This window comes from Xanthomonas sp. SS (genome assembly GCF_014236835.1).
In the GTDB taxonomy this organism is placed as follows: Bacteria; Pseudomonadota; Gammaproteobacteria; order Xanthomonadales; family Xanthomonadaceae; genus Xanthomonas_A.
Window position 1 is genome coordinate 562725 of sequence record NZ_CP051190.1, and the last position, 26479, is coordinate 589203.

24 protein-coding genes are annotated in these 26479 nt (G+C 69.5%); 16 read left to right on the plus strand and 8 right to left on the minus strand.

Features of this window, described 5'->3' with window-relative positions; translation table 11 throughout:
* Window positions 1–84 precede the first annotated feature (84 nt).
* Window positions 85–3270, minus strand: coding sequence for a bifunctional proline dehydrogenase/L-glutamate gamma-semialdehyde dehydrogenase PutA (putA, locus tag HEP74_RS02495; protein ID WP_524540782.1), 3186 nt, complete (start codon window positions 3268–3270; stop codon window positions 85–87).
* A 274-nt stretch (window positions 3271–3544) separates the two neighbouring features.
* Here putA and HEP74_RS02500 point away from each other — a divergent pair, with 274 nt between their 5' ends.
* The 6 genes from HEP74_RS02500 to HEP74_RS02520 are packed head-to-tail and all read left to right on the plus strand — an operon-like array spanning window position 3545 to window position 8286.
* Window positions 3545–4021: a DUF2244 domain-containing protein gene (locus HEP74_RS02500; protein WP_185815046.1), complete on the plus strand. Its 477-nt coding sequence runs from the start codon at window positions 3545–3547 to the stop codon at window positions 4019–4021.
* Between the two features lie 20 nt (window positions 4022–4041).
* Window positions 4042–5031 (plus strand): cytochrome c oxidase subunit II, encoded by a 990-nt coding sequence (gene coxB, locus HEP74_RS02505; RefSeq protein ID WP_185815047.1) that lies wholly within the window; start codon window positions 4042–4044, stop codon window positions 5029–5031.
* A gap of 30 nt (window positions 5032–5061) precedes the next feature.
* On the plus strand, window positions 5062–6672 hold the full coding sequence (gene ctaD / locus HEP74_RS02510) for a cytochrome c oxidase subunit I (protein WP_185815048.1): 1611 nt from the start codon (window positions 5062–5064) through the stop codon (window positions 6670–6672).
* Window positions 6672–6803 (plus strand): hypothetical protein, encoded by a 132-nt coding sequence (locus tag HEP74_RS21855; RefSeq protein ID WP_255427859.1) that lies wholly within the window; start codon window positions 6672–6674, stop codon window positions 6801–6803. The genes ctaD and HEP74_RS21855 overlap by 1 nt, the downstream gene beginning before the upstream one ends.
* Window positions 6800–7390: a cytochrome c oxidase assembly protein gene (locus tag HEP74_RS02515; RefSeq protein ID WP_185815049.1), complete on the plus strand. Its 591-nt coding sequence runs from the start codon at window positions 6800–6802 to the stop codon at window positions 7388–7390. The genes HEP74_RS21855 and HEP74_RS02515 overlap by 4 nt, the downstream gene beginning before the upstream one ends.
* 20 nt (window positions 7391–7410) lie before the next feature.
* On the plus strand, window positions 7411–8286 hold the full coding sequence (locus HEP74_RS02520; protein WP_185815050.1) for a cytochrome c oxidase subunit 3: 876 nt from the start codon (window positions 7411–7413) through the stop codon (window positions 8284–8286).
* A gap of 97 nt (window positions 8287–8383) precedes the next feature.
* On the opposite strand, the gene HEP74_RS02525 is transcribed toward HEP74_RS02520, so the two are convergent.
* Window positions 8384–8602 (minus strand): twin transmembrane helix small protein, encoded by a 219-nt coding sequence (locus tag HEP74_RS02525; RefSeq protein ID WP_003480622.1) that lies wholly within the window; start codon window positions 8600–8602, stop codon window positions 8384–8386.
* A gap of 30 nt (window positions 8603–8632) precedes the next feature.
* On the opposite strand from HEP74_RS02525, the gene HEP74_RS02530 reads away from it, so the two are divergent.
* The 5 genes from HEP74_RS02530 to HEP74_RS02550 are packed head-to-tail and all read left to right on the plus strand — an operon-like array spanning window position 8633 to window position 12565.
* Window positions 8633–9391 carry an SURF1 family protein gene (locus HEP74_RS02530; protein WP_185815051.1) on the plus strand — a complete coding sequence of 253 codons (759 nt, stop codon included), beginning with the start codon at window positions 8633–8635 and terminating at the stop codon, window positions 9389–9391.
* Window positions 9392–9418: 27 nt separating this feature from the next.
* Complete coding sequence (locus HEP74_RS02535) at window positions 9419–9994, plus strand: redox-active disulfide-containing membrane protein (protein WP_185815052.1); 576 nt, start codon at window positions 9419–9421, stop codon at window positions 9992–9994.
* An 11-nt stretch (window positions 9995–10005) separates the two neighbouring features.
* The gene (locus tag HEP74_RS02540) at window positions 10006–11169 is read left to right on the plus strand and encodes a COX15/CtaA family protein (protein WP_185816462.1); all 1164 of its coding nucleotides are present in this window, start codon (window positions 10006–10008) and stop codon (window positions 11167–11169) included.
* A complete protein-coding gene (gene cyoE / locus HEP74_RS02545; RefSeq protein ID WP_185815053.1) occupies window positions 11166–12098 on the plus strand; it encodes a heme o synthase in 933 nt (310 codons plus the stop codon). Before HEP74_RS02540 ends, cyoE begins: the two co-directional genes overlap by 4 nt.
* Window positions 12095–12565, plus strand: a complete 471-nt coding sequence (locus HEP74_RS02550) for a hypothetical protein (protein WP_185815054.1) — start codon at window positions 12095–12097, stop codon at window positions 12563–12565. Before cyoE ends, HEP74_RS02550 begins: the two co-directional genes overlap by 4 nt.
* A 164-nt stretch (window positions 12566–12729) precedes the next feature.
* On the opposite strand, the gene HEP74_RS02555 is transcribed toward HEP74_RS02550, so the two are convergent.
* The 6 genes from HEP74_RS02555 to rpsU all read right to left on the minus strand — a co-directional run bounded on the left by HEP74_RS02555 (window position 12730) and on the right by rpsU (window position 19721).
* Window positions 12730–14316, minus strand: a complete 1587-nt coding sequence (locus HEP74_RS02555) for a thioredoxin family protein (RefSeq protein ID WP_185815055.1) — start codon at window positions 14314–14316, stop codon at window positions 12730–12732.
* Window positions 14317–14643: 327 nt separating this feature from the next.
* Complete coding sequence (locus HEP74_RS02560) at window positions 14644–15627, minus strand: bile acid:sodium symporter family protein (protein ID WP_185815056.1); 984 nt, start codon at window positions 15625–15627, stop codon at window positions 14644–14646.
* A gap of 282 nt (window positions 15628–15909) precedes the next feature.
* Complete coding sequence (dnaG, locus tag HEP74_RS02565; protein ID WP_185815057.1) at window positions 15910–17649, minus strand: DNA primase; 1740 nt, start codon at window positions 17647–17649, stop codon at window positions 15910–15912.
* A 67-nt stretch (window positions 17650–17716) separates the two neighbouring features.
* The gene (locus HEP74_RS02570; protein ID WP_185815058.1) at window positions 17717–18631 is read right to left on the minus strand and encodes a YihY/virulence factor BrkB family protein; all 915 of its coding nucleotides are present in this window, start codon (window positions 18629–18631) and stop codon (window positions 17717–17719) included.
* 133 nt (window positions 18632–18764) lie between these two features.
* Window positions 18765–19211 (minus strand): GatB/YqeY domain-containing protein, encoded by a 447-nt coding sequence (locus HEP74_RS02575; RefSeq protein ID WP_185815059.1) that lies wholly within the window; start codon window positions 19209–19211, stop codon window positions 18765–18767.
* Between the two features lie 294 nt (window positions 19212–19505).
* The gene (rpsU, locus tag HEP74_RS02580; protein WP_003465342.1) at window positions 19506–19721 is read right to left on the minus strand and encodes a 30S ribosomal protein S21; all 216 of its coding nucleotides are present in this window, start codon (window positions 19719–19721) and stop codon (window positions 19506–19508) included.
* A gap of 122 nt (window positions 19722–19843) precedes the next feature.
* Here rpsU and tsaD point away from each other — a divergent pair, with 122 nt between their 5' ends.
* From tsaD to HEP74_RS02605, 5 genes are all read left to right on the plus strand, one after another.
* Window positions 19844–20923 carry a tRNA (adenosine(37)-N6)-threonylcarbamoyltransferase complex transferase subunit TsaD gene (gene tsaD / locus HEP74_RS02585; protein WP_185815060.1) on the plus strand — a complete coding sequence of 360 codons (1080 nt, stop codon included), beginning with the start codon at window positions 19844–19846 and terminating at the stop codon, window positions 20921–20923.
* A gap of 95 nt (window positions 20924–21018) precedes the next feature.
* Complete coding sequence (gene folB, locus HEP74_RS02590; protein ID WP_185815061.1) at window positions 21019–21378, plus strand: dihydroneopterin aldolase; 360 nt, start codon at window positions 21019–21021, stop codon at window positions 21376–21378.
* A gap of 117 nt (window positions 21379–21495) precedes the next feature.
* Window positions 21496–22944, plus strand: a complete 1449-nt coding sequence (locus HEP74_RS02595; RefSeq protein WP_185815062.1) for a circularly permuted type 2 ATP-grasp protein — start codon at window positions 21496–21498, stop codon at window positions 22942–22944.
* Window positions 22944–23885: an alpha-E domain-containing protein gene (locus HEP74_RS02600; RefSeq protein ID WP_185815063.1), complete on the plus strand. Its 942-nt coding sequence runs from the start codon at window positions 22944–22946 to the stop codon at window positions 23883–23885. Before HEP74_RS02595 ends, HEP74_RS02600 begins: the two co-directional genes overlap by 1 nt.
* 346 nt (window positions 23886–24231) lie before the next feature.
* Complete coding sequence (locus HEP74_RS02605) at window positions 24232–26409, plus strand: glycoside hydrolase family 3 N-terminal domain-containing protein (protein ID WP_185815064.1); 2178 nt, start codon at window positions 24232–24234, stop codon at window positions 26407–26409.
* Window positions 26410–26479: the final 70 nt, after the last annotated feature.

The window sequence follows — 26479 nt, forward strand, 5'->3', positions numbered from 1 at the left end:
TTCAGCCGCGACATGGCCTCACCGGAGGGTGCCTGTCGCGGCTGAAGCCGCTCCTACAGAGGTGCCGGCGAACTATTTCGCCGATCAGTCGCCCAGCGTCAGCAACGACGCATTGCCGCCGGCCGCGGTGGTGTTGACCGTCACCACCTTCTCGGTGGCGAAGCGCAGCAGGTAGTGCGGGCCGCCGGCCTTGGGGCCGGTGCCGGACAGGCCCTGGCCGCCGAACGGCTGCACGCCGACCACCGCGCCAATCTGGTTGCGGTTGACGTAGACGTTGCCGACCTGCACGCGTGCGGCGATGCGCTCGATGGTCTCGTCGATGCGCGAATGCACGCCCAGGGTCAGGCCGAAGCCGGTGGCGTTGATCTGCTCGATCACCGCATCGAGCTGGTCGGCCTTCCAGCGGATCACGTGCAGCACCGGGCCGAAGATCTCGCGCTGCAGTTGCGCCAGCGACTGCAGTTCGTAGGCGCGCGGGGCGAAGAAGCTGCCGTGGGCGGTGCCGTCGTCGCTGGCGGCCACCGCGATCAGGCGCGCTTCGCGGTCCATGCGCGCGGCGTGGTCGGTAAGAATCTTCAGCGCGTCGGCATCGATCACCGGGCCGACGTCGGTGGACAGCAGGCCCGGGTCGCCGATCTTCAGTTCGGCCATCGCGCCGGCGAGCATGGTCATCACCTTGTCGGCGATGTCGTCCTGCACGAACAGCACGCGCGCGGCCGAGCAGCGCTGGCCGGCGGAGATGAAGGCGCTGGAGATCGCGTCCTTGACCACCGCCTCGGGCAGCGACGAGGAGTCGGCGATGAACGCGTTCTGGCCGCCGGTCTCGGCGATCAGCACGCCGATCGCGGCGTCGCGCGCGGCCAGCGCGCGGTTGATCGCGCGCGCCGTCTCGGTCGAACCGGTGAAGGCGACGCCGGCCACGCGCGGATCGCGGGTCAGCGCGGCGCCGACGGTGGCGCCGTCGCCGGGCAGGAACTGCACCGCCGCCTCAGGCACGCCGGCGTCGTGCAGCAGCTTCACCGCGGCATGGCCGACCAGGTTGGTCTGCTCGGCCGGCTTGGCGATGACGGCGTTGCCGGCGGCCAGCGCCGCGGCGACCTGGCCGAGGAAGATCGCCAGCGGGAAATTCCACGGGCTGATGCACACGAACACGCCGCGGCCGTGCAACTGCAGTTCGTTGGACTCGCCGGTCGGCCCGGGCAGGCGCTCGGGCGCGCCGAACTGGGCGCGCGCCTGGCCGGCGTAGTAGCGCAGGAAATCCACCGCTTCGCGCACTTCGGCGACGCCGTCGGGCAGGGTCTTGCCGGCTTCCTTGACGCACAGCGCGATGAACTCGGGCATGCGCGCTTCCAGCAGGTCGGCGGCGTGCTCGAGGATGGTGGCGCGGCTGGCGGCCGGGGTGCGGTTCCAGCCCGGCTGCGCGGCGACCGCGTTGGCCAGCGCCTTCTCCACGGTGGCGGCGTCGGCCGGTTGCCAGCGGCCCACCACTTGGCGGCGGTCGGCGGGGTTGGTCACGTCCAGCGGCGCGCTGGCGTTCAGCGCGCCCGGCACCAGCGGCGCGGCCTGCCAGGGCTTGATCGCGGCGTTGAGCTGGTCGGCCAGCGCGCGCAGGTCGTTGTCGTTGGCGAGGTTGGCGCCCATGGAATTCTTCCTGTTGTGGTTCTGGCTGCGCAGCAGATCGGCCGGCAGCGGAATCTTCGGATGCGGGATGGAAGCGAACGCGGACACGGCCTCGACCGGATCGCGGATCAAGTCCTCGATCGCCACGTCCTCGTCGGTGATGCGGTTGACGAAGCTGGAATTGGCGCCGTTCTCGAGCAGGCGCCGCACCAGGTACGGCAGCAGGTCCTCGTGCGAGCCGACCGGCGCGTACACGCGGCACGGCACGCCCAGGCGGTCGGCGGGGATCACCTCGGCATACAGGTCGTCGCCCATGCCGTGCAGCTTCTGGTGTTCGTAATCCTTGCCGCCGGCGATGGCGCGCACCGCGGCGATGGTCTGCGCGTTGTGGGTGGCGAACATCGGGTACAGCGCGTCGCTGTGCGCGAACATGCGCTTGGCGCAGGCCAGGTAGGACACGTCGGTGTTCTGCTTGCGGGTGAACACCGGATAGCCGGGATGGCCTTCGACCTGCGCGCGCTTGATCTCCGCGTCCCAGTACGCGCCCTTGACCAGGCGCACCGGGATGCGGCGGCCGACGCGGCGCGCCAGGTCGGCGAGGAAGTCGATCGTGTACGGAGTGCGCTTCTGGTACGCCTGCACCGCCAGGCCGTAGCCTTCCCAGCCGTCCAGCGACGGATCGGAGAAGGTGGCTTCGATGATGTCCAGCGACAGCTCCAGGCGGTCGGCCTCTTCGGCGTCCACCGTGTAGCCGATGCCGTAGGACCGGGCCAGCTGCGCCAGTTCCAGCACGCCCGGCACCAGCTCGGCCATCACTCGCGCGCGCTTGGCGTGCTCGTAGCGCGGGTACAGCGCGGACAGCTTGATCGAGATGCTGGGCGCGGCGAACACGTCGCTGCCCTGGTACGAGCCGTTGGGACCGCTGCGCCCGATCGCGTGGATCGCCTGGCGGTAGGCGTCGAGGTAGCGGTGCGCGTCCTTCATGGTCAGCGCGCCTTCGCCGAGCATGTCGAACGAGTAGCGGTAGTGCGCGTTGTCGCCTTTCTTGGAGCGCGACAGCGCCTCGCCGATGGTCCGGCCCATCACGAACTGGTGGCCCATGATCTTCATCGCCTGGCGCACCGCCAGGCGGATCACCGGCTCGCCGACGCGGCCGATCAGGCGCTTGAATGCGCCGGCCACGTCGGCGCGGGTCAGGTCGTTGATCTGCACCAGCTTGCCGGTGAGCATCAGCCCCCAGGTGGAGGCGTTGACCAGCACCGAGTCGCTTTCGCCCATGTGCTTCTTCCAGTCCGCGTCGCCGAGCTTGTCGCGGATCAGCTTGTCGGCGGTTTCCTGGTCGGGGATGCGCAGCAGCGCCTCGGCCACGCACATCAGCAGCACGCCTTCCTCGCTGCCCAGGTCGTACTGGCGCATGAAGGCCTCGATCGCGCCCTGGTTCTGGGCGCGGGCGCGCACCCGGGTGACCAGGTCGGCGGCCAGCGCCTGCACCTTGGCCTGGTCGGCGGCGGGCAGGCGCGCCTGCTCGAGCAGTTCGCGCACGTGGTCGGCCTCGTCCTTCAGCCACGCGGCGGTGATCGCGGCGCGCAGTGCGTGGGAGGCGGGGGGCAGTTCGGGGGCAAGCAACGGCGAGGGAGACGCGGACGGCATCGCCGGTGCGGAACCGGCGCCAGACAGAGCGTTCATGCAGGGAGGACCAGGGAAGATGCGCGCATTTTATGCCAGCGCCCGCTCGCGCAGCGCGTCGGCGCGGTGCCCAGTTGCCGGCGCCGGGCACCGATGGCTGAACGTCTGCGGAGAGAATTTGGTTGCAATGCAGCATTTTTTATGATGAACGCGCGCTTGCCGGCGCGCAGGCCCGGGGCTACCATCGAATCGTTGCTCGCGGCTGGGACAGCGCGGCGGCTCGGAAGCGCGGTTCGACATGATCGAAATGTGTCCGTTTTCTGCGGAGGGAGCGGGTACGCAGCTGCGGCTGCGGCCGCCGCGGGCGCTCAGTGCCCGGCAATTCGTGATGTTGTTCGCGGCGCTGGCCGGGGCGATGTGGGCGGTGGCGGTGCTGGGGTGGTTGGCCGGCAACGTGTTCGCGCCGGCGTTCGCCTTGCTGCACAGCATCGTGGTGGCGCTCGCGCTGCGCTGGTCATGGCGCAGCGGCGATCGCGAAGAGGACATCCGGGTGGGTCCGGGCTGCGTGGAAGTGACCCGCACGAATGCAGGAACGCCGGCGTTCCGCGCCCACCCGCATTGGGTGCGGTTGCGGATCGAAGGCGACGACAGGGTGGTGCTGGCGTGCAGCGGCAAGCAGGTCCGGGTCGGCGAGTTTCTCGGCCCGGGCGAGCGCCGCGAGCTGGCGCAGACCCTGGAAGGCTTGCTGGCGGCCGCGACCGGCCGCAACCGATGACGCTCCAAGGGGTCTAGGCAATGAAGCAATGCGGCATGTGGAAGCAACAGGCGGTCAGGGGCGGGATGGCATTGGCGGCGGCGCTGGCCGCACCCATGGCGTGGGCACAATCGGCCGATCCGAAACCCTGGCAGTTGAACATGGGCCGCGGCGTCACCCAGAGCGCGCGCAATGCCTACGATTCGAACATGCTGTCGCTGTGGATCTGCGCGGTCATCGGCGTGCTGGTGTTCGGCGCGATGGGCTATGCGATGTTCAAGTTCCGCAAGTCCAAGGGCGCGGTCGCGGCGCAGTTCAGCCACAACACCAAGGCCGAGGTGATCTGGACGGTGATCCCGGTGCTGATCCTGATCGCGATGGCGTGGCCGGCGACGGCCAAGCTGATCGCCATGTACGACACCCGCGACGCCGAGCTGACGGTCAAGGTCACCGGCTACCAGTGGATGTGGCGCTACGAATACCTGGGCGAGAACGTCTCCTTCACCAGCCGCCTGGCGCGCGACTCCGACCGCATGCGCCAGAGCGGCCAGGTGCCGAGCCTGGAGAGCAATCCGCACTACCTGCTCGACGTGGACAACCGGCTGGTGCTGCCGGTGAACACCAAGGTGCGGTTCGTGATCACCTCCGACGACGTGATCCACGCCTGGTGGGTGCCGGCGCTGGGCTGGAAGCAGGACGCCATCCCCGGGATCATCAACGAAGCCTGGACCGATATCGACACGCCTGGCGTGTATCGCGGCCAATGTGCGGAACTGTGCGGCAAGGACCACGGCTTCATGCCGATCGTGGTCGAGGCGGTGTCCAAGCAGGACTTCCAGAAGTGGCTGGCGGCGCGCAAGCCGGCACCGGCGGCGGCCCCGGCCGCGCCGGCTGCCGCACCTGCCGAAGCGCCCGCCGCGCCGGCGGCTCCGGATGCGTCCGCGCCCGAGGCCACTGCGCCGGCCGCGCCGCCGCAGGCCCTGCTGCTCCGTCTTCGTTCCGGCTCGCACCTGACCGTGCAAGCCGCCTGATCTCCTGCATTCTTTTTTGAGGTAGCCGCCATGGCCCATTCCGCAGTCGATCACCACGACGAGCACGGGCATCAGCAGAGCTTCGTGGAACGGTGGTTCTTCTCCACCAACCACAAGGACATCGGCACGCTGTACCTGCTTTTCAGCTTCACGATGTTCATCGTCGGCGCGGCGATGAGCGTGGTGATCCGTGCGGAGCTGGCGCAACCGGGCCTGCAGTTCGTCAAGCCCGAATTCTTCAACCAGATGACCACCGTGCACGCGCTGGTGATGATCTTCGGCGGGGTGATGCCGGCCTTCGTCGGCCTGGCCAACTGGATGATCCCGCTGCAGATCGGCGCGCCGGACATGGCCCTGCCGCGCATGAACAACTGGTCGTTCTGGCTGCTGCCGGTGGCCTTCACCCTGCTGCTGCTGACCTTCTTCCTGCCCGGCGGCGCGCCGGCCGGTGGCTGGACCCTGTACCCGCCGCTGTCGCTGCAGGGCGGCTACAACGTTGCCTTCAGCGTGTTCGCGATCCACGTCGCGGGCATCAGTTCGATCATGGGCGCGATCAACATCATCGCCACCGTGCTGAACATGCGCGCGCCCGGCATCGACCTGCTGAAGATGCCGATCTTCTGCTGGGCCTGGCTGATCACCGCGTTTTTGCTGATCGCGGTGATGCCGGTGCTGGCCGGCGCGGTGACCATGCTGCTGACCGACAAGTTCTTCGGCACCAGCTTCTTCAATGCGGCCGGCGGCGGCGACCCGGTGATGTACCAGCACATCTTCTGGTTCTTCGGGCACCCGGAGGTCTACATCATGATCCTGCCGGCGTTCGGCGTGGTCAGCGAGATCATCCCGACCTTCAGCCGCAAGCCGCTGTTCGGCTACCAGGCGATGGTGTACGCGATCGCCGCGATCGCGTTCCTGAGCTTCATCGTCTGGGCGCACCACATGTTCACCGTGGGCATGCCGCTGGGCGGCGAGATCTACTTCATGTTCGCCACCATGCTGATCTCCATCCCCACCGGGGTGAAGGTGTTCAACTGGGTCAGCACCATGTGGCAGGGCTCGCTGACCTTCGAGGCGCCGATGCTGTGGGCGGTGTCGTTCGTCATCCTGTTCACCATCGGCGGCTTCTCCGGGCTGATGCTGGCGATCGTGCCGGCCGACTTCCAGTACCACGACACCTATTTCGTGGTCGCGCACTTCCACTACGTGCTGGTCACCGGCGCGGTGTTCGGGCTGATCGCCGCGGTCTATTACTGGTGGCCGAAATGGACCGGGCGCATGTACAGCGAGGCCTGGGGCAAGTTCCACTTCTGGTGGACGATGCTGTTCGTCAACCTGCTGTTCTTCCCGCAGCACTTCCTCGGCCTGGCCGGCATGCCGCGGCGCATTCCCGACTACAACGTGGTGTTCGCCGACTGGAACCTGGTCAGCTCGATCGGCGCGTTCGGCATGTTCGTCACCCCGTTCCTGATGGCCGGCATCCTGCTGGCGTCGCTGCGCAACGGCGCGCGCGCCGAGGCGCGGGCGTGGGAAGGCGCGCGCGGCCTGGAATGGACCGTGCCGTCGCCGGCACCGGCGCATACCTTCACCCTGCCGCCGGTGCTCAAGCCCGGCGACCTGGCCCACGACGACATCAGCCACTGATGACCGCGCAGACGCCGCTCGACGAAATGGCCCTGCGCCGCAAGCGCGCCGTGCGCACCGCGCTGGTGGTGGGCGCGGTCGCGGTGCTGATCTATGCCGGCTTCATCCTGTCCGGGGTGATCGGCCGATGAGCGCGCCGGCGCCGCGCGTGCACAGCAGCGCCGGGCTGTTCAAGCTGGTCGGCGTGGCGCTGGCGGTGTTCGTGCTGACCTTCTCGCTGGTGCCGCTGTACCGCATCGCCTGCGAAAAGGTGTTCGGCGTGCGCCTGGAGCGCGGCCCGGGCGAAGGCCCGCAGGCGGGCAAGCCGCTGCTCGGCAAGCGTACGGTCAAGGTCGAGTTCGACGGCGGGGTGAATTCCAAGCTGCCGTGGTCGTTCCATCCCGAGCAGCTGACCATGCAGGTGGTGCCCGGCGAACTCAACGAAGCGTTGTACTACGCGCACAACGACGGCGAACGCGCCATCGTCGGCAGCGCGGTGCCGTCGGTGGCGCCGGCGCGCGCCTCCGGCTACTTCACCAAGACCGAGTGCTTCTGCTTCACCGCGCAGACCCTGCAGGCCGGCGAGAAGCGCGACATGCCGGTGCGCTTCATCGTCGACCCGAACCTGCCCGGCGACATCACCACCATCACCCTGTCGTACACCTTCTACAAGAACGATGCGCTGAGCGCGGAACTGGGATCGCCGAAACTGGCCGGTTCCGTGCGCGCGGCCCCTTGACCTCACCCGGAACGCCCGCCATGGCCCAGCCCAGCACCGACGCCACTGCCTATTACGTGCCCAGCCACAGCCGCTGGCCGTTCATCGGCTCGATCGCGATGTTCGTGACCATGATCGGCGTGGCCAGTTGGCTCAACGACGCGGACTGGGGCAAGTGGACCTTCTTCATCGGCATCGCGATGCTGGTGGCGACCTTGTTCATGTGGTTCGGCGACGTGATCCGCGAATCGATCGCCGGCCACTACAACCGCCAGGTCGACGTGTCGTTCCGCATGGGCATGGTCTGGTTCATCTTTTCCGAAGTGATGTTCTTCGGCGCGTTCTTCGGCGCGCTGTTCTACACCCGCACCTTCATCCTGCCGTGGCTGGGCGGCTCCGGCGACGGGGTGATGACCAACGCGCTGCTGTGGGACGGCTATTCGGCGGCCTGGCCGACCAACGGCCCGGGCGCGATCGGCGGCCAGTTCCAGACCATCCCGGCGTGGGGCCTGCCGCTGATCAACACGCTGATCCTGCTCAGCTCCGGCGTGACCCTGACCATCGCCCATCACGCGCTGAAAGCCGGCCATCGCACGCGCCTGCTGGTGTTCCAGGGGCTGACCGTGCTGCTGGGCTGCGCCTTCCTGTACTTCCAGGCCGAGGAATACATCCACGCCTACAAGGAGCTCAACCTGACCCTGGGCTCGGGTATCTACGGCTCGACCTTCTTCATGCTCACCGGCTTCCACGGCGTGCACGTGCTGCTGGGCACGGTCATGCTGCTGGTGATGTGGCTGCGCTCGGCGCGCGGCCATTTCAGCCGCGACAACCACTTCGCCTTCGAAGCGGCGGCGTGGTACTGGCACTTCGTCGACGTGGTGTGGCTGGCGTTGTTCCTGTTCGTCTATGTACTTTGACGGCTGGGATTAGGGATTCGGGATTGGGGATTCGGCAAAGCAGGGCGCTGCTCTTGCGATTCCCTATTCCCGATTCTCCATTCCCGGCTAGGCCGCGTCAGCGGCCTAGCCCATGCGGCTTGATCACGCCGGTGTAGATGCCCAGGATCACCAGCAGGATCAGGCACACCGATAGGCCGATGCGCCAGGTCAGTGCGTTCACCGTGCGCTTGCTCTGGCCGCGGTCCACCAACAGGTAGTACAGGCCGGCGCCGAGGTTCCACAGAATGACCAGCAGGAACGCGACGATCAGCAGGGTTTTCAGCGAGTCGTTCATGGGCGTCTCGGTGCACGGTATCGCCGCATTATGACCCTCGCCGCGTCTTCGCGTGTCGCCGCGCGCGCGCGCATGCCGCTGTGGCTGGGCTGGAGCATCGCCTTGGCGGTGGCGCTGGGATTCTGCGCGCTGGGCCGCTGGCAATTGCTGCGCATGCACGAGAAACAGGCGCTGCTCGCGCAGGCCGCGCACATCCGCGACCGTCCGCAGGCCTTGGCCGCTGCGCTGCGCATGGCGTCGCCGACACAGCTGGCCTGGGTGCACGGCGCAGGCCGTTTCCTGCCCGGGCAGATCCTGCTCGACAACCAGCTGCGCGAGGGCCGCAGCGGGGTCAAGGTCTACCAGCCGTTCCTCGCCGATGACGCATCGGCGCCACTGTTGGTCGAACTGGGGTGGCTGCCGCTGCCGGCCGACCGCGCGTTGCCGAAGCCGGTGCCGTTGCAAGGGCGCTACACGCTGGTCGGCCTGCTCGGCCCGGCGCCTTCGCACGGACTGACCCTGGGGCCGGCGCTGGTCGCCGCACCGGCGCCGCAACTGTGGCTGGCGATGCGCATCGAGCCGACAGCGATCGGCCAGGCGCTCGGCCGCCGCGACATTTTGTCGCAGGTGCTGCGCCTGGATCCGGCCCTGCCGCTGGGCTACCCACGCGACCTGGACATGCTGCCGAACACGCTGCCACCCGAGCGCCACTTGGGTTACGCGGTGCAATGGTTCGGCCTGGCGCTGGCCGTGCTGATCACCGCGGGCCTGCTCAGCTGGCGCGCGCGCAAGGGGCGAGGCGGGCGCTGAGCACGCGCGCATGAGAAAATCCCCGGCATGAATGCTTCCCCCCCGGCTCCACGCCAGGCGACCGCGCGCGGCCGCTGGACGTTGATTGCGCTGTTCGCCCTGTTCTTCGGCTCGATGCTGGTCGCCGGCGCGCTGCGTTTTTCCGGCTGGCAACCGCCCGGTAGCCGCAACCACGGCGAGTTGCTGAAGCCGCCGGCCGACCTGCGCGCGCTGCAACCGCGGCTCGACGACGGCAGCGTCTACGCCTGGCAGCCGCAGCAGCGGCTGTGGCGCATCGCGCTGGCCCCGCCGCGCGACTGCACTACCGCCTGCGAGGCGCTGGCGCGCGATCTGGACAAGGTCTGGCAGCTGTTCGGCCACGACGCCGACCACGTGCAGATCCTGTGGATCGGCACGCCGCCGCCAGCGGTACGCGCGCTGCCGCAGGTGCGCGTGCTGCGTGCCGACGCGGCGTTGCTGGACGGTCTGCCGCGCGTGCACGATGCGGCCGGGGTGCCGGTCTACGTGATCGATCCGAACGGCTTCGTGGTGCTGCGCTACGCGCCGGGCTTCGACCCGGCCGGGCTGCGCGCGGACCTGGCGAAGCTGCTGAAACTCCTGTGAGCCGTCCCTCTATGAACCTGTTCGCGCCACCGGCGCTGTTTCGGCACTTCCACCGCATGGCCTGGCTGGCGGCGCTGTTCACCGCCAGCACGATCATGTTCGGTTCGTTCGTGCGCCTGTCCGATGCGGGCATGAGCTGCCCGGACTGGCCGACCTGCTATGGCCGGGTGACCTGGCCGCAGACCAGCGACGAGGCCAACACGCATGCGGCCAGCAAGATCCGCCCGCTGGAGACGCACAAGGCCTGGCGCGAGCAGGTGCACCGCTTCCTGGCCGGGGCGCTGGGCGTGGAAGTGCTGGTGCTGTCGCTGCTGGCCGCGCGCCGGCGGCGCCTGGGCATCGCCCAGATCGTCGGCGCCGCGCTGCTGGTGGCGTTGTCGATCCCGCTGTACATGTCCGGCTGGCCGTCGCTGGCGATGGCGCTGGCCGCTGCCGGCGAAGCGATCCTGTTGCTGGCGGCGCTGCGTTGGTCCAATAGCGACCTGGCGCGCGCGGCGGTGCTGACCCTGGCGGTGGTGATCTTCCAGGCGCTGCTCGGCATGTGGACGGTGACCCTGCTGCTCAAGCCGATCGTGGTGATGGGGCATCTGCTCGGCGGCCTGCTGATGTTCTCGCTGCTGGTGTGGATGGCCTGGCGCGCTACCCACCTGCCGATCACCCTGGCCGACGCGTCGCGGCTGAAGTGGCTGCTGCGCCTGGGCGTGATGCTGCTGGCGCTGCAGATCGCGCTCGGCGGCTGGGTCAGCGCCAACTACGCGGCGCTGGCCTGCGGCGGCGGCAGCTGGTCGGCCGACAACTTCCCGCGCTGCGTCAGTCAGTGGTGGCCGCCGCACGATTTCCGCGAAGGCTTCACCCTATGGCGCGGCATCGGCGTGGACTACGAAGGCGGCGTGCTCGACGGCGCGGCGCGCATCGCGATCCAGATGGCGCACCGGATGATGGCGCTGCTGGTGGCGGCCTACCTGCTGTGGCTGGGTTGGCGGCTGAGTCGCTCGCCGGGCATGCGCGGCTGGGCGGCAGCGTTGGCGCTGCTGCTGGTGGCGCAGGTCAGCCTGGGCATCCTCAACGTCAAGCTGGCGCTGCCGCTGCCGGTGGCGGTGCTGCACAACGCCGGCGCGGTGGCGCTGCTGTTCGTGCTGGTGTCGCTGCTGGCGCGGCTGCGGGCGCCGCAATGAGCGCGAAGGGCATCCACTGGCGCGACTACTGGGACCTGACCAAGCCCAAGGTGGTGGCGCTGATCGTGTTCACCGCACTGGTCGGCATGTGCCTGGCGGTTCCCGGCGTGCCGACCTGGGCGCAGGTGCGCACCGGCTTGATCGGCTTCTTCGGCATCTGGCTGGCGGCATCGGCCGCGGCGGCGATCAACCAGTTGCTGGACGCGCGCATCGACGCGCAGATGGCGCGCACCTCGTGGCGGCCGCTGGTGGTGGGCAAGGTGCTGCCGTGGCAGGTGCTGCTGTTCGCCACGGCGCTGACTGCGCTGTCGATGGCGATCCTGGTGATCTGGGTCAACACCATCACCGCGGTGCTGACCTTCGCCTCGCTGATCGGCTACGCGGTGATCTACACCGTGTTCCTCAAGCGCACCACGCCGCAGAACATCGTCATCGGCGGCCTGGCCGGCGCGGCGCCGCCGCTGCTGGGCTGGGCCGCGATCACCGGCATGCAGGGGCAGTGGGACTGGGCCTACGCCTCGCTGCTGGTGCTGATCATCTTCGTGTGGACGCCGCCGCACTTCTGGGCGCTGGCGATCTTCCGCCGCGCCGACTACGCCAAGGCATCGGTGCCGATGCTGCCGGTCACCCACGGCGTGGCGCACACGCGCAAGCAGATCCTGGTGTACACGCTGCTGCTGGTGGTGGCGACGCTGCTGCCGGCGGCGGTGGGCATGAGCGGTGTGTTCTACCTCGGCGGCGCGCTGGTGCTGAACGCGGTGTTCGTCTGGTACGCCTGGCGCATGCTCGACCCGCCGGACGAGATGTTCTCGATGCGCATGTTCGGCTATTCGATCGTGTACCTGATGGCGCTGTTCGCGTTCCTGCTGGTCGATCACTGGCTGCTGCCAGCACTGACGATGCCGATGCCGACGCCGACCAGCGCGTGAGCCGGCTGCGCCACGCCGGGCTGCTGGCGCTGACGCTGGCGGCGCTGCCGTTGCCGGCGTTGGCGTGGGACACGCCGGAACAGGCGATCGACGCCTACTTGGCCTTCGAGCTGGACGGCGGGCGGCTGCAGGCCTGGCCGTTCGCGCGCTACATCGTGGCCCCGCGCGGCTACGACGAACCGGGCTGGGACGTGTTGCACGCGGTGCGCGGCTGGCAGCGCGGCGCGGTGCGCTGCGACGACCCCGCGCGTTGCGAGGTCGTGGTGCTGTTCGAATACGCCGACACGCTGGCCCTGCCGGCGGCATGGCAACTGATGCCGCATCCGCACGGCGGCAGCGAGCGGGTGCCCTATACGCTGCAGCGGCAGCCCGCGCCGGACGGCTGGCGCGTGGCCTCCACGCTCGGCCCGCCGCGGGTCAGGCTGAAGGTGGTGGCGACGCTGTGGCCGGACGCTGCCGCCGACTGAGCCGCGCCGATCGACCGCGGCGCGCGGGCGCTGCCGCCGCAGCCGGTGCGGGCCGAAGCGGCATCCGATGATGCGATGCCTTCGTTCGATGGCGCCCGGCGCGGCGCGCACCGACTGGCAGGCGCGCGCGCCAGCTCGGACGCGTGCCGCGATGACCCGCGCGCTCAGCTCAGCCAGTGCTGGCAGCTGTCGCGGTCCTGGCTGCCGCAGCTTTGCTGCATCTTGTGCTGCAGGCGTGCGAGCACGGCGCTGCCGTCATGGCCCTTGCTCCAGCCTTGCAGGGCCTTGGCCAGGGTGTCGAAGCGCTGCCTGGTGCGCTGATGATAGCCGCCGGGCTGCCCGGCCAGTTCGCCGATGACCTGGCCGGCGGTGGCCTCGATCGCGGCCGCGTTGTCCGGCTGCAGCCGGATCAGGCCATCGACATAGAGCACGCCCCACTGCACCCGGGTGGCGGGGCCTTCGGCGCTCTCGTAGGCCTTCTTCAGCCAGTACAGCGCGGTCTGCTTGTCGCCGCGCGCCTCGGCCAGGCCGGCCAGTTCCGGCATGTAGTAGTACGGCGTCTTGCTGCGCCCCAACTCGGCCAGCAGCAGTTGTTCGGCGCCGGCGCTGTCGCCGGCATCGTCGAGCAGGCCGGCGGCATTGCTGATCGTGGACTGGCGTTCGTAGTCGGTCTTGGCCGCCTGTTCGGCCCACTGCACGCGCTGTTGCACCTTGGCGACCACCGCGGCCGGCAGCGGCGGATGCGGCGCGTCGCCGGTGTTGGCGGGCTGGCCCTGCGCCAGCCGCGCCAGCTGGATGTCGGCGTACGCGGTATCCAGGCGATCGCTGATCGGCAGGCTGCTGTCGGCGTAGACCTTGTCCAGCGCTCCGGTCAGCGCGTTGGACAGCGTGGCCCGTTCGCCGGCATCGGCGGCCGCGGCCTGGACCAGTTCGCGCGCCGAGTAGGTCAGGGTGCTGCGGTTGGCGCGGACCTCGGCCGGATCGGCCAGCACCGCCTGCAGTAGGCTGCGATCGGCGGCGCGGCGCTTGGCGTCCGTGGTGCCGGCCTTGTCCGGATCCCGTGCGGCCAGCGCCAGCAGCGCGAAGCGGCGCTGCAGCGCCGGCTGCGGCGCGGCGGCGGCCAGCTGCGCGAGCACGCCGGCGGCCTGCTCCGGCTTGACCAGCTGGCTCGCATCCACTGCCCAGCCGTATTCGCCGAGCAGGGTCCAATCGTCGGCGCTGAGCGTGGCCGGCGCGTGCAGCGCCTTCTGCAGCAACTGCGCCGACGTGGTGGTGCGGGTCGCGGCCACGCGCAAGGCCTCGGCCAGGCGCCCGGTGTCGCTGTCGCCGGCCAGGCGGGTGACCTCGCTGCGATCCGGGCGCAGCACGATGATGGTGGGGTAGCCCTTGATGCCGAAGCGTTCGCCCCAGGCCTGCGCGCCTTCCGAATCGCCGTCCAGATGCACCGCGACGAAGGCGCGGGTGCGGGCGATGAAGGCGGGGTCCTTGAACAGCGTGGCCTTGAGCCGGTTGCACGGCGGGCACCAGGCCGCGCCCCAGTACAGCAGCACCGGCTTGTTCTGCTCGCGCGCTTCGGCGAAGGCGTCGTCGACATCGCCCTCGCGCCAGGCGATGCCGGCGCTGTCGGGCGCCTTGGCCGGCGCGGCGGCCTGCGGCTTGGCGGGAGCGGGTGGCTTGTCGCAGCCGCCCAGCGCCAGCAGCGCGGCAAGGCTGGCGGACGTCATGACGGAAAGGCGGAGCATACGGCGCATATGTCGGTCACCGGGCGAAGAGGGGAGGGGCGGCAACAGCGCATGCCGTGCAGGCCATGGCGCCAATCTTGCACTCTACCTAGCCGATCGGGCCGCGGGTACCCGGCGGACATGCCGGTTGCGCATGTGCATATCCCGCGATTCAGCGGCGGCAGCCGCCGCGCGCTTGCGACACGGTACTGACGACGGCGCGTGGCGGGGCCGCCATCGCCCAGCGTTCCGGTTTCGCCACAGCGGATCGCCTCGATCGGCGTGCTGCGCATGCACGCAGGCGGCGGCCGCGCCTGCTCGGACAGGCAGCGCCGATCCATCGCTGTCGCGGGGTCGCTAGTCCCGTGTCGCCGTCTGCGTCTCGCGCGCATAGCGCTGCGCGACGAAGGCGCAGACGATCAGCTGGATCTGGTGATAGATCATCACCGGCAACACGATCGCGCCCAGGCTGCCGCTGGCGAACAGCACCTTGGCCATCGGCACGCCGGTGGCCAGGCTCTTCTTCGAGCCGCAGAACACGATCGGGATTTCGTCGCGGCGGCTGAAGCCCAGCCGCCGCGCGGCGAAGGTGATCAGCCCCATCGCCAGCGCCAGCAGCAGCGCGGCGACCAGCGCAACGCCGAGCAGCGCCGGCAGCGGGGTCTTGCGCCACAGGCCCTCGATCACCGCGGCGCTGAAGGCGGTGTACACCACCAGCAGGATCACCCCCTGGTCGGTGTAGCGCAGCACCGCGCGGCGCCGCTCGACCCAGGCGCCGATCCAGGGCCGTAGCAGGTGGCCGGCCACGAACGGCACCAGCAGCTGCAGCATGATCTTGCCCATCGCCTCCAGCGGGTTGGTCATCGCGCTCTGCGCGCCGGCGAGCAGGCCCATCAGTAGCGGGGTCAGGAACACCCCGAGCAGGCTCGACAGCGAGGCGCTGCACACCGCCGCCGGCACGTTGCCGCCGGCCATCGAGGTGAACGCGATCGACGACTGCACGGTGGACGGCAGCGCGCACAGGAACAGCACGCCGATGTACAGCTCCGGGGTCAGCAGCCAGTGCGACAGCGGCTTGAGCAGCAGTCCCAGCAGCGGGAACAGCAAGAAGGTGGCGGCGAGAATGGTCAGGTGCAGGCGCCAGTGCAGCGCGCCGGCGACGATCGCCTCGCGCGACAGGCGCGCGCCGTGCAGGAAGAACAACGCGGCGATGGCGATGTCGGTGACGTCGTCCATGATCGCCGCGGCCTGCCCGCGCACCGGCAACAGCGAGGCCAGCAGCACGGTGCCGAGCAGGGCCAGGGTGAACGGTTCGATGCGGAGTTTTTTCAGCAGGCTCATCGGCGGTGGAATCTCGGCGAAGGGTGCCGTCGGCAGGGGCGGCACGGGAAGCGCGATCGCGATACTGCGTGCGCAATTGCGCCGTGGTGCGGATGGCGCGCGATCCCGGCGGCAACGCAGGACGCGGTTGCGCCGTCTGTGGACCATCGTAGACCACGGTCGGCAGCGAGGGCCGCGTGCGAGCGCGCTGCGGATCGAATGCGCCGCGCCTGGTGCCGGTTGTCCACACGCGCAAGTTGCGCCAGCACGGCACGCATCCTTGTCGCTGGCAGACGCATCAGGTCAGCGCGCACCGGGCCGCAGCCTCAGCAGCTCGCGCAGTTCGTACTTGTCGGTCTCGTCCAGACCTTGCGCGCGCTGCTTGGCCTGCAGTTCCTCCAGCCGCTGCTGCAGGGTCTGCCGTTCCAGCTGTACCACCACGTCGTGCAGTTCCTGGCGCCAGCTGGCGGTCTCGCCGGGAATCTCCTGCACCGCCAGTTTCTGCAGCGCGGGCAGTTCCTCGCGTTCGTGGAAATGCTCGAGCAGGGCGCCGGTGGAGATGTCCGGGCGCGTGTGCACGATCTCCAGCAGTTCGATCATCAGTTCGATGCCGGGCAGGCGCAGGCCGGCGAACGGGTAGGGCGGGGGCAGGTCCAGCGCCAGCGCCGGCGTGTGCAGCAGGCGCACGATCGCCTCGCGCACCAGGCTGCGCTTTTGCGTCGGCCGTACCGATGCGCGCGGCGGCGGCTTGGCCAGCTGCGCGGCGGCGGGCGCGGGGCCGCCGATGCCGGTGATCTCGGCCAGGCGCTGGCGCATCAGGTCGCCGAACGCGCCATCGGGAATCTGCGCCAGCATCGGCCGCGCGCGCTCGGCCAGCCGCGCCTTGCCGTCGAGCGTGGCCAGGTTGACCTCGCGCGAGAGTTCGTCGAAGAAGAACTGCGACAGCGGCGTGGCCTGCTGCAGGCGCGCGGCGAAGCCGTCGGCGCCTTCCTTGCGCACGATGCTGTCCGGGTCCTCGCCGTCGGGCAGGAACAGGAAGAACGCCTGGCGCCCGTCCTTCATCCGCGGCAGCACCGATTCCAGCGCCTTCCAGCCGGCGCGGCGGCCGGCGGCGTCGCCGTCGAAGCAGAAGAACACGTCCGGCGCGTTGCGGAACAGCAGCTCGGCGTGGTCGGAGGTGGTCGCGGTGCCCAGCGTCGCCACCGCCTGGGTGACGCCGAACTGGAACAGCGAGACCACGTCCATGTAGCCCTCGACCACGATCAGCCGCTCGATCTTCTGGTTGGCCTGGCGCACCTGCCACAGGCCGTACAGCTCGCGGCCCTTGTGGAACAGCGCGGTCTCCGGCGAGTTCAGGTACTTGGGGCCGTCGTCCTTGTCCATGACCCGGCCGCCGAAGGCGATGACCCGGCCGCGGCGGTCGAAGATCGGGAACATGACCCGGTCGCGGAACTTGTCGTAGACGTGGCCGCGCTCGTTCTTGGAGAACAGCCCGGCGCGCTCGAGCAGCTTGTGGCGGCGCTCGTCGGTGCCCAGCGCGTCCTTCAGTGCGCTGTAGCCATCCGGCGCGTAGCCGATCTGGAAGCGCGCGCGGTTGTCGGCGTCCACGCCGCGGCCGTCGAGGTAGCTGCGCGCCTTGTCGCTGCTGTCGAGCTGGCGCTGGAAGAACTTGGTCGCCGCGTCCAGCGCCGAGTACAGGTCGCGATGGTCGTCGCCGGCGGCCTGCGCGGCGCCGCGCTGCTGCGCGTCGCGCGGCACTTCCATGCCGGCGCGCTTGGCCAGTTCGTCGACCGCGTCGAGGAATTCGAGGCGGTCGTAGTTCATCAGGAAGCTGATCGCGGTGCCGTGCGCGCCGCAGCCGAAGCAGTGGTAGAACTGCTTGGTCGGCGAGACCGTGAACGAAGCCGAGCGCTCGTCGTGGAACGGGCAGCGCGCCGCGTACTCCTTGCCCTGGCGCTTCAGCGGCACGCGCGTGCCGACCACCTCGACGATGTCGGTGCGGGCGAGCAGGTCGTCGATGAACGCGTCGGGGATGCGGGCCATGGGCGATAGGATGCCATGCGTCCGCGCCGCGGCCACGGATCGGGCCGCAAACCCTGGCGTTACGGTGCTACAGCTGCGGCGGAATCGCGGTGATCGCGCTGGCGTCGATCCCGGCCGCGGCAAGCTTGCGCCGCGAGCGCAGGCGTTCGTCGATCACCGCGGTGATCAGCGCGCCGATGAAGAACACCACGGTGGCGTAGTAGATCCACACCAGCAGGATCACCAGCGCACCCATCGAGCCGTAGGCGCTGCCCGGCGCGGCGGTGGCGATGTACACGCCGATCGCATAGCGGCCGGCCACGAACAGGCAGGCGGTGATGGCGCCGCCGATGAACGCCTGGCGCCATTCCACGCGCCGGTCCGGCAGGTAGTGGTAGAGCACGGCGAAGGCCAGGATGTAGATCGCCAGCGTGGAGGCGTAGCCCACCGCCGGCAGCAGCGAGGGCATGCGCGCGAACAGCACCTGCACCACGGTGGTCAGGATCATCGAGATCAGCAGCAGAAAGCCCAGCCCCAGCACCACGCCGAAGGAGAACACGCGCTTCTTCAGCCACGCCACGACGCCTTCCAGGCGCTGCTTGTCGGTGCGGAAGATCAGGTTCAGCGCGTTCTGCAGCTGCGCGAACACCGCGGTGGCGCCGACGAACAGCAGCAGCGTGCTCCACAGCCCGGCCAGCGAGCCGATGTTGGGCTGGTTCTTGGCGTTGTCGATGATGGTTTGCGCCACTTCGCGCGCGCCGTGCCCGGCCAGCTGCCCGATCTGTTCGATGAAGGCCTGCTGCGCCTGCGGGTACAGCGAGGCGGTCAGCCACAGCAGCAACACCAGCAGCGGCGCCAGCGACAGCAGCGCGTAGAACGACAGCGAGGCGGCCTGGGTCATCACGTCGATCTCGACGAAACGCCGCAGCAATGCCGCCGGCAGGCTCTGCTGCAGGCGTTCCAGGTGTTTTTGCAGGCGGGCGGGCGACAGCGACAGGGACATGGGAGCGGCGATCAGCCTTGCGACGGGCGCGGCATCGTGCGATGCCGGGCCCGCGTATGCGCGAAAGGTGTCGCAGGCTCGCCGGCGTTGTAGCAGCCGGCGGCCGAAAGGCGGGTGAAACCCGCCGCAGCGATCAGCCGGCCAGTTGCTGCTTGACCAGCACCGAGACCAGGCTCATGTCGGCCTTGCCGGCCAGCGCCGGCTTCAGCACGGCCATCAGCTTGCCCATGTCGGCCGCGCTGCTGGCGCCGGTCTGCGCGATCGCGGCCTGGATCGCGGCGACGATCTCCGCCTCGCCGAGCTTGGCCGGCAGGTAGCGCTCGATCACCACGATCTCCTCGCGCTCGATCGACGCCAGGTCCTCGCGGCCGGCCGCGGCGTACTGGCTCACCGAGTCCTTGCGCTGCTTGACCATCTTGTCCATCAGCGCCAGCACCGCGGCGTCGTCCACGTCCTTGCGCTCGTCCACTTCCTTCTGCTTGATCGCGGCGTTGATCAGCCGGATCACGCCCAGGCTGTGCGTGTCGCGGGCCTTCATCGCGGCCTTCATGTCGTCGATGAGCTGCTGCTTGAGGGTCATGAGGGGCTCCAGGGGAAAGGGAAGAAGGGATGGGCATTCTAGGCGCTGCGCCGTGCCAGTCCCGGCTTGGGCAGGGCGGGTACGGGGCAAGCGCAGGAGGGCGCGGGAATCGGTCCCGGTGCGGGGCAGACCGGCGGGTTGGGCCTCGGCGGGGCCTCACGGGGCACTGGCCGCAGATCTGGACCTTAATCCACGGCCACACAAAAAGCCGGCGACGCTTGCGCGTGCCGGCTTCGTGGGCTTACCGTAGCGGATGCCGAAACCGGCACAACCCGCTACCGCAAACCGCGATCCTCAGTACAGACGCTGGCGCTTGGTGACGTCGCGAGACGTACGGCGCAGCTGGCGCTTCACCGCGGCTGCGGCCTTGCGCTTGCGTTCCTGGGTCGGCTTTTCGTAGAACTCGCGCTTGCGGGTTTCGGCCAGCACGCCGGCCTTTTCGCAGGTGCGCTTGAAGCGACGGAGCGCAAACTCGAAGGGCTCGTTCTCGCGGACTTTGACGCTGGGCATGGAATCTCCGGGGACACAATGGTGACCGGGTCACGCCCGGCGAGCCGCACATTATAGCGACTGATTTCCTGGCTGCAAGCGGGACGTTTGCCTGCCGCCGATTCGGCCCCACAATGGCAGCCATGAGAGTCCTCGGCATCGAATCCAGCTGCGACGAAACCGGCGTCGCCGTTTACGACACCGCCCTGTCCGGCGCGGCCGCGCTGCGTGCGCACGGGCTGTACAGCCAGATCGCGCTGCACGCCGAATACGGCGGCGTGGTGCCGGAACTGGCCAGCCGCGACCACGTGCGCAAGCTGCTGCCGCTGATCCGCCAGACCCTGGCCGAGGCCGGGCTGCAGGTGCGCGACATCGACGGGGTCGCCTATACCGCCGGCCCGGGCCTGGTCGGCGCCCTGCTGGTCGGCGCCGGCGTCGCCCGCGCGCTGGCCTGGGCGCTGGAGGTGCCGGCGATCGGCGTCCACCATATGGAAGGCCATCTGCTGGCGCCGCTGATGGAGGATCCCGATCCGGTGCACGGCGTGCCGGCGCCGCCGTTCGTGGCGTTGCTGGTGTCCGGCGGGCATACCCAGCTGATCGCGGTGGAGGCGATCGGCCAGTACCGGCTGCTCGGCGAGACCCTGGACGACGCCGCCGGCGAGGCCTTCGACAAGACCGCCAAGATGATGGGCCTGCCGTATCCGGGCGGCCCGCAGCTGGCCGCGCTGGCTGCGCAGGGCACGCCGGGCCGTTATCGCTTCGCGCGGCCGATGACCGACCGGCCCGGGCTGGATTTCAGTTTCTCCGGACTCAAGACCCAGGTGCTGCTGGCCTGGCGCGGCAGCGACCAGAGCGAGAGCACCCTCGCCGACATCGCCCGCGGCTTCGAGGATGCGGTGGTGGACACGCTGGCGATCAAGTGCGAGCGCGCGCTGCAGGCGGCGGGCAGCGACACCATCGTGGTCGCCGGCGGAGTCGGCGCCAATGTGCGCCTGCGCGCCAGGCTGCAGGCGATGGCGCAGGCACGCGGCGGCCGCGCCTGCTTCCCGCGCCCGGCGCTGTGCACCGACAACGGCGCGATGATCGCCTTCGCCGGTGCGCTGCGCCTGCAGGCCGGCCAGTCCAGCGACGCGGCGGTGCGGGTGACGCCGCGCTGGGACATGGCGGCGCTGCCGCCGTTGGCGGCAGCGCGGGATTCGGGATTGGGGATTGGGGATTCGTAGAAGCGGCGCCGTGCGGCTCCGGCCTCTGCTTTCGCCTGTGCTTTTGCCTTTGCTCTTACCATTCCCGAATCCCCAATCTCGAATCCCGGCCCCCAATGGATAAAGTTTTCATCGAAGGTCTAGAAATCGACGCGCTGATCGGCATCTACGATTGGGAGCGGCGGATCCGCCAGACCTTGCGCTTCGATCTGGAGATGGGCTTCGACAACCGGGTGCCGGCGGCCAGCGACGACATCGCCGATACGCTCAACTACAAGGCGGTCAGCAAGCGCCTGGTGGAACTGGTCGAGCAGTCCGACTACGGCCTGGTGGAGACGCTGGCCGAGCGCTGCGCAGCGGCGGTGTTGGCCGAGTTCGACGTGCGCTGGCTGCGGCTGAAGTTGAGCAAGCCGGGGGCGGTGCGCGGCGCGCAGGCGGTGGGCGTGATCATCGAACGCAGCCGCGACGCCGGCTGAGCGCGCGCCGGCGCGGCATCGCCGCGGGCGCTTGACGCTCATTCCGGTTCCGGGCATGTTGCTGTGCAACGCAACACTCGGCCGATCGCGCCCGGTGGCGTAGACCGACGGGGCACGATGGACTGGAGCAAGTACCGCACGGCCACCTACGACGAGCTGATCCAGGCAGATGGTCAGCCGCGTCCCGCCGCCCGCCGGGTCATCGAATACCTGTCCAGCCTGTCCGGCCGCGAACTGTCCGAGCGCCAGCTCGCCGCCGATGTCGCCGCACGGGTCATGGGCATCACCTTCACCGTCTATTCCGATGGCCGCAACGTCGATCGCACGCTGCCGTTCGACCTGATCCCGCGGGTGATCCCGCTGCGCGAGTGGCAACGCACCGAGGCCGGGCTGAAGCAGCGCATGCGTGCGCTCAACCTGTTCATCGGCGATGTCTACGGCGCGCAGCGCATCGTCAAGGACAAGGTGTTCCCGGCGATGCTGCTGGAGCATTCGGTGAACTTCCGTCCGCAGTGCGTGGGCATCACCCCGGCGCTGGGGGTGTGGGCGCATATCTGCGGCTCGGACCTGGTGCGCGACGCCGACGGCACACTGTACGCGCTGGAAGACAACCTGCGCATTCCCAGCGGCGTGTCGTACATGCTGGAAAACCGCATGGTCGCCAAGCGCGTGTTTCCCGAACTGTTCGAGACCAGCGCGATCCTGCCGGTGGACGAATATCCGGCGCAGCTGTACGACACCCTGGCCGCGCTGTCGCCGCGTCCCGGCGACCAACCGGTGATCGCGCTGCTGACCCCGGGCATCTTCAACAGCGCCTATTTCGAGCACGCCTACCTGGCGCAGGCGATGGGCATCGAGCTGGTCGAGGGCGACGACCTGTTCGTCGCCGACGACGATTGCACCTACATGCGCACCATCTACGGGCCGCGCCGGGTCGATGTGATCTATCGCCGGGTCGACGACCTGTTCATCGATCCGGAAGTGTTCCACCCCGATTCGGTACTCGGCGTGCCCGGGCTGATCCGCAGCTGGCGCGCCGGCAAGGTGGCGCTGGCCAACGCGCCCGGCGCCGGCGTGGCCGACGACAAGGTGGTGTTCGCCTACGTGCCGAAGATGATCCGCTACTACCTGGACGAAGAGCCGATCCTGCCCAACGTGCCCAGTTACCTGTGCCACGACGACAAGGACCGCAAGTACGTGCTCGAGCACCTCGACGAACTGGTGGTGAAGCCAGCCAACGAATCCGGCGGCTACGGCATGCTGATCGGGCCACGCTCGACCAAGCGCCAGCGCGACGAGTTCCGCAAGCTGATCCAGGCCGATCCGCGCAACTACATGGCGCAGCCGACGCTGGGCCTGTCCACCGCGCCGATCGTGACCGAGGTCGGTCCGTCGGCGCGGCATCTGGACCTGCGCCCGTTCATCCTGTCGCGCGAGGACGTCTACGTCACCACCGGCGGGCTGACCCGGGTGGCGATGGAAGAGGGCTCGCTGGTGGTCAATTCCTCGCAGGGCGGCGGCGCCAAGGACACCTGGGTGGTGGACCTGGACGAGGAGACGGACTGATGCTGTCGCGGGTCGCCGACAACCTCTACTGGTTCAGCCGCTACGTGCGCCGCGCCGAGACTACCGCGCGGCTGGTCGGCGTGGGCAGCCTGCTGCAGCTGGACCTGCCGCGCTCGGTGCGTTTCGCCTGGCGGCCGATGATCGACACGGTCGGTGCCGGCGAGATCTTCAACGTCTGGTTCCCGAACGCCGGCGACGACGTCGGCGATGCCGACGTGGTGCGCTTCCTGCTGCTGGACGAGCGCAATCCGTCCTCGCTGCGCAGTTCGGCGCGGCAGGCGCGCGAACTGCTGCGCGGCATCCGCGACACGCTGCCGCAGGAAGTGTGGGAGGCGGTCAACGACCTGCACCTGTACATCGATGCCAACGGTGAGCGTAGCGTCGGCCGCCGCTACCGGATGGAATTCCTCGGCCACGTCACCGACGCCTGCCTGAAGGTGTCCGGCCTGCTCACCGCCAACGTCAGCCGCGACATCGGCTTCCAGTTCCTGCGCCTGGGCACGGCGATCGAACAGGCCGACATGACCACGCGTATCATCGATGCCGGCGCCTCGGGCCTGATCACCCCGCGCAAGGCCGACGATCTGGAGGCCTACCAGAACATGCAGTGGATGAGCGTGCTGCGCTCGCTGGCCGCCTACCAGATGTACCGGCGCCACGTGCGCCAGCGCGTCACCGGCGAGCATGCGCTGCGCTTCCTGCTGCAGAACAACGATTTCCCGCGCAGCGTGCATTTCTGCCTGACCCGCGCCCAGCACATCCTGCCGACCATGCCGCCGCGGCCGAACGTGGAGCGCGCGCTGATGCGGATCAACGGGCTGGTGCGCAATGCCGACCCGTCCTATCTGGCGCGGCACAATCCGGCCGAGTTCATGGACGAGATCCAGACCCACCTCGGCTACCTGCACAGCGCGATCGCAGAGGCCTACTTCAGCTCGTGAGCGGTGGGTGGCCGGCGCGGTGCCGGTCGCGTCGCGTTGCCGCCCGGGCTGCGCGTCGCAAGGTGGTTGAGACGCAATCCGGCATGGGCCGAGGGGGCTGAGCCGCTACGATCGCAGCCGCGCCCGCCGGGCGCGAGGCGCCTGTATCGGCCAGTGCGGATTGCGACGCGCGCGCCGCAAAACGGTTCAGCAGCGGGATGCGGGGGCGTATGGCGGCGTTGGCTGCCGGCGGCGGGGCAACCGTAGACAGTTCCCTGAATAGGCGGATCCGGCGCCGGGATTTGCTCTTTCGTCTGGCCGGAGAGCTAGAATTGACGGCTATGTAAACGTTTTCTCAAAGGACCCCATGGCTTCGGATCGTATCGAATCGCTCATCGCCCGCATGACCGTCGAAGAGAAGGTCGGCCAGCTCGGCGTCTTCGCCGACATGGTGCGCCCGTTCGCGCCGGACGTGAATCCGGAAGCGAACGTCAGCAATGCCGACGAGGTGCTGCAGCAGGTGCGCGCGGGCCTGGTCGGCTCGCTGTTCAACGGCGTGGGCGCCGAACTGGGGCGGCGGATCCAGCAGACCGCGCTGGAAGAGAGCCGCCTGGGCATTCCGGTGATCCTGGCCGCGGACGTGATCCATGGCATGCGTACCGTGTTCCCGATCCCGCTGGGCGAGGCCGCCAGCTTCGAGCCGGAGCTGGCCGAGCGCACCGCGCGCGCCACCGCGATCGAGGCCACCGCCGCCGGCATCCACTGGACCTATGCGCCGGCGGTGGACATCGCCCGCGACCAGCGCTGGGGCCGCGGCGCCGAGGGCGCCGGCGAGGACGTGGTGCTGGGCTGCGCGTTCGCCGCCGCGCGCGTGCGCGGCTTCCAGGGCCCGGACCTGCGCGCGCACGACGCGCTGCTGGCCACGCCCAAGCATTTCGCCGCCTACGGCGCGGTCGCCGCAGGCATGGAATACAACAGCGTGGACATCGCTCCGCAGACCCTGCGCGATGTGCACCTGCCGCCGTTCCAGGCCGCGTTCGGCGCCGGCGCGCTGAGCGTGATGACCTCGTTCAACGACATCAACGGCGTGCCGGCCAGCGCCAACCACGAACTGCTGACAGAGATCCTGCGCGGCGAATGGAAGTTCCCCGGCGTGGTGATCTCCGACTACACCGCCGACATGGAACTGATCGCGCACGGCTATGCGGCCGACGAGCGCGACGCGACCAAGAAGGCGTTCCTGGCCGGCATGGACATGAGCATGCAGAGCGGTTTCTACGCCGCGCACCTGCCGTCGCTGGTGGCCGACGGCGAAGTGCCGATGGCCGCGCTGGACGAAGCGGTGCGGCGGGTACTGGCGCTGAAGGAAACGATCGGCCTGTTCGACGATCCGTACCGCTCGCTGGATCCGCAGCGCGAGGCCGACCAGTCGCACATCGCCGCGCACGATGCGCTGTCGCGCGAGGCGGCGCGGCGCTCGATCGTGCTGCTGAAGAACGATGGCGACGTGCTGCCGCTGCGCAAGCGCGGACAGAGCATCGCGCTGATCGGGCCGTTCGTGCAGGACCGCGAGAACATCGAGGGCTGCTGGACCCTGTTCGGCGACAAGACCCGCTACGTGACCCTGGAAGCCGGCGTGCGCGCCGCGCTGGACGACGCCGACGCGCTGAACGTGGTGCCGGGCTGCGAACTGGAAGCGCCGCTGGACGGCGGCATCGACGCGGCGGTGGCCGCGGCGCGCGCCGCCGACGTGGTGGTGCTGGCGCTGGGCGAGCCGCAGCGCTACAGCGGCGAGGCGCAGTCGCGCACGCAGATCGTGTTGCCGCCGGCGCAGCAGGCGCTGGCCGAAGCGGTCGCCGCCACCGGCACGCCGCTGGTGGTGCTGCTGCGCAACGGCCGCGCGCTGGCGCTGCAGGGCGCGGTGCGCGACGCGGCGGCGATCGCGGTGACCTGGTACCTGGGCACGCAGACCGGCCCGGCCGTGGCCGACGTGCTGTTCGGCGACTACAACCCCTCGGCGCGATTGCCGGTCAGCTTCCCGCTCGACCCGGGCCAGCAGCCGTACTTCTACAACCACGCGCGCACCGGCCGGCCGGAACTGCCGACGATGAGCGAGTTCAAGGCGCGCTGGCGCGAGATCTCGAACGCGCCGCTGTATCCGTTCGGCCACGGCATCGGCTACACCCGCTTCGCTTACGGCGCGCCTCAGCTGGATCGCGTGCAGCTGGGCTGGGACGACACCCTGACCGTGACCACCCGCATCGACAACGTCGGCGAACGCGACGGCGAGGAAGTGGTGCAGCTGTACGTGCACGACCGCGTCGCCAGCCGGGTGCGCCCGGTGCGCGAACTGAAGGGCTTCCGCAAGGTGCGGCTGGCGCCGGGGCAGGGCATGGACGTGGTGTTCACCCTGGATCGCCGCAGCCTGGCCTTCAGCGGCCGCGATGGCCGGTTCGAAGCCGAGCCGGGGCTGTTCGACCTGTGGGTCTGCGCATCGTCGGCCAGCGGCGAGCCGGTCGGTTTCGAGCTGCTGCCGCAGGCCTGACAGCTGCGCGCAGGCGGCCGCGTCACGGTCGTCTGCGCGCACGTTTACTTTGCCCACCGTTGCGTCGCGC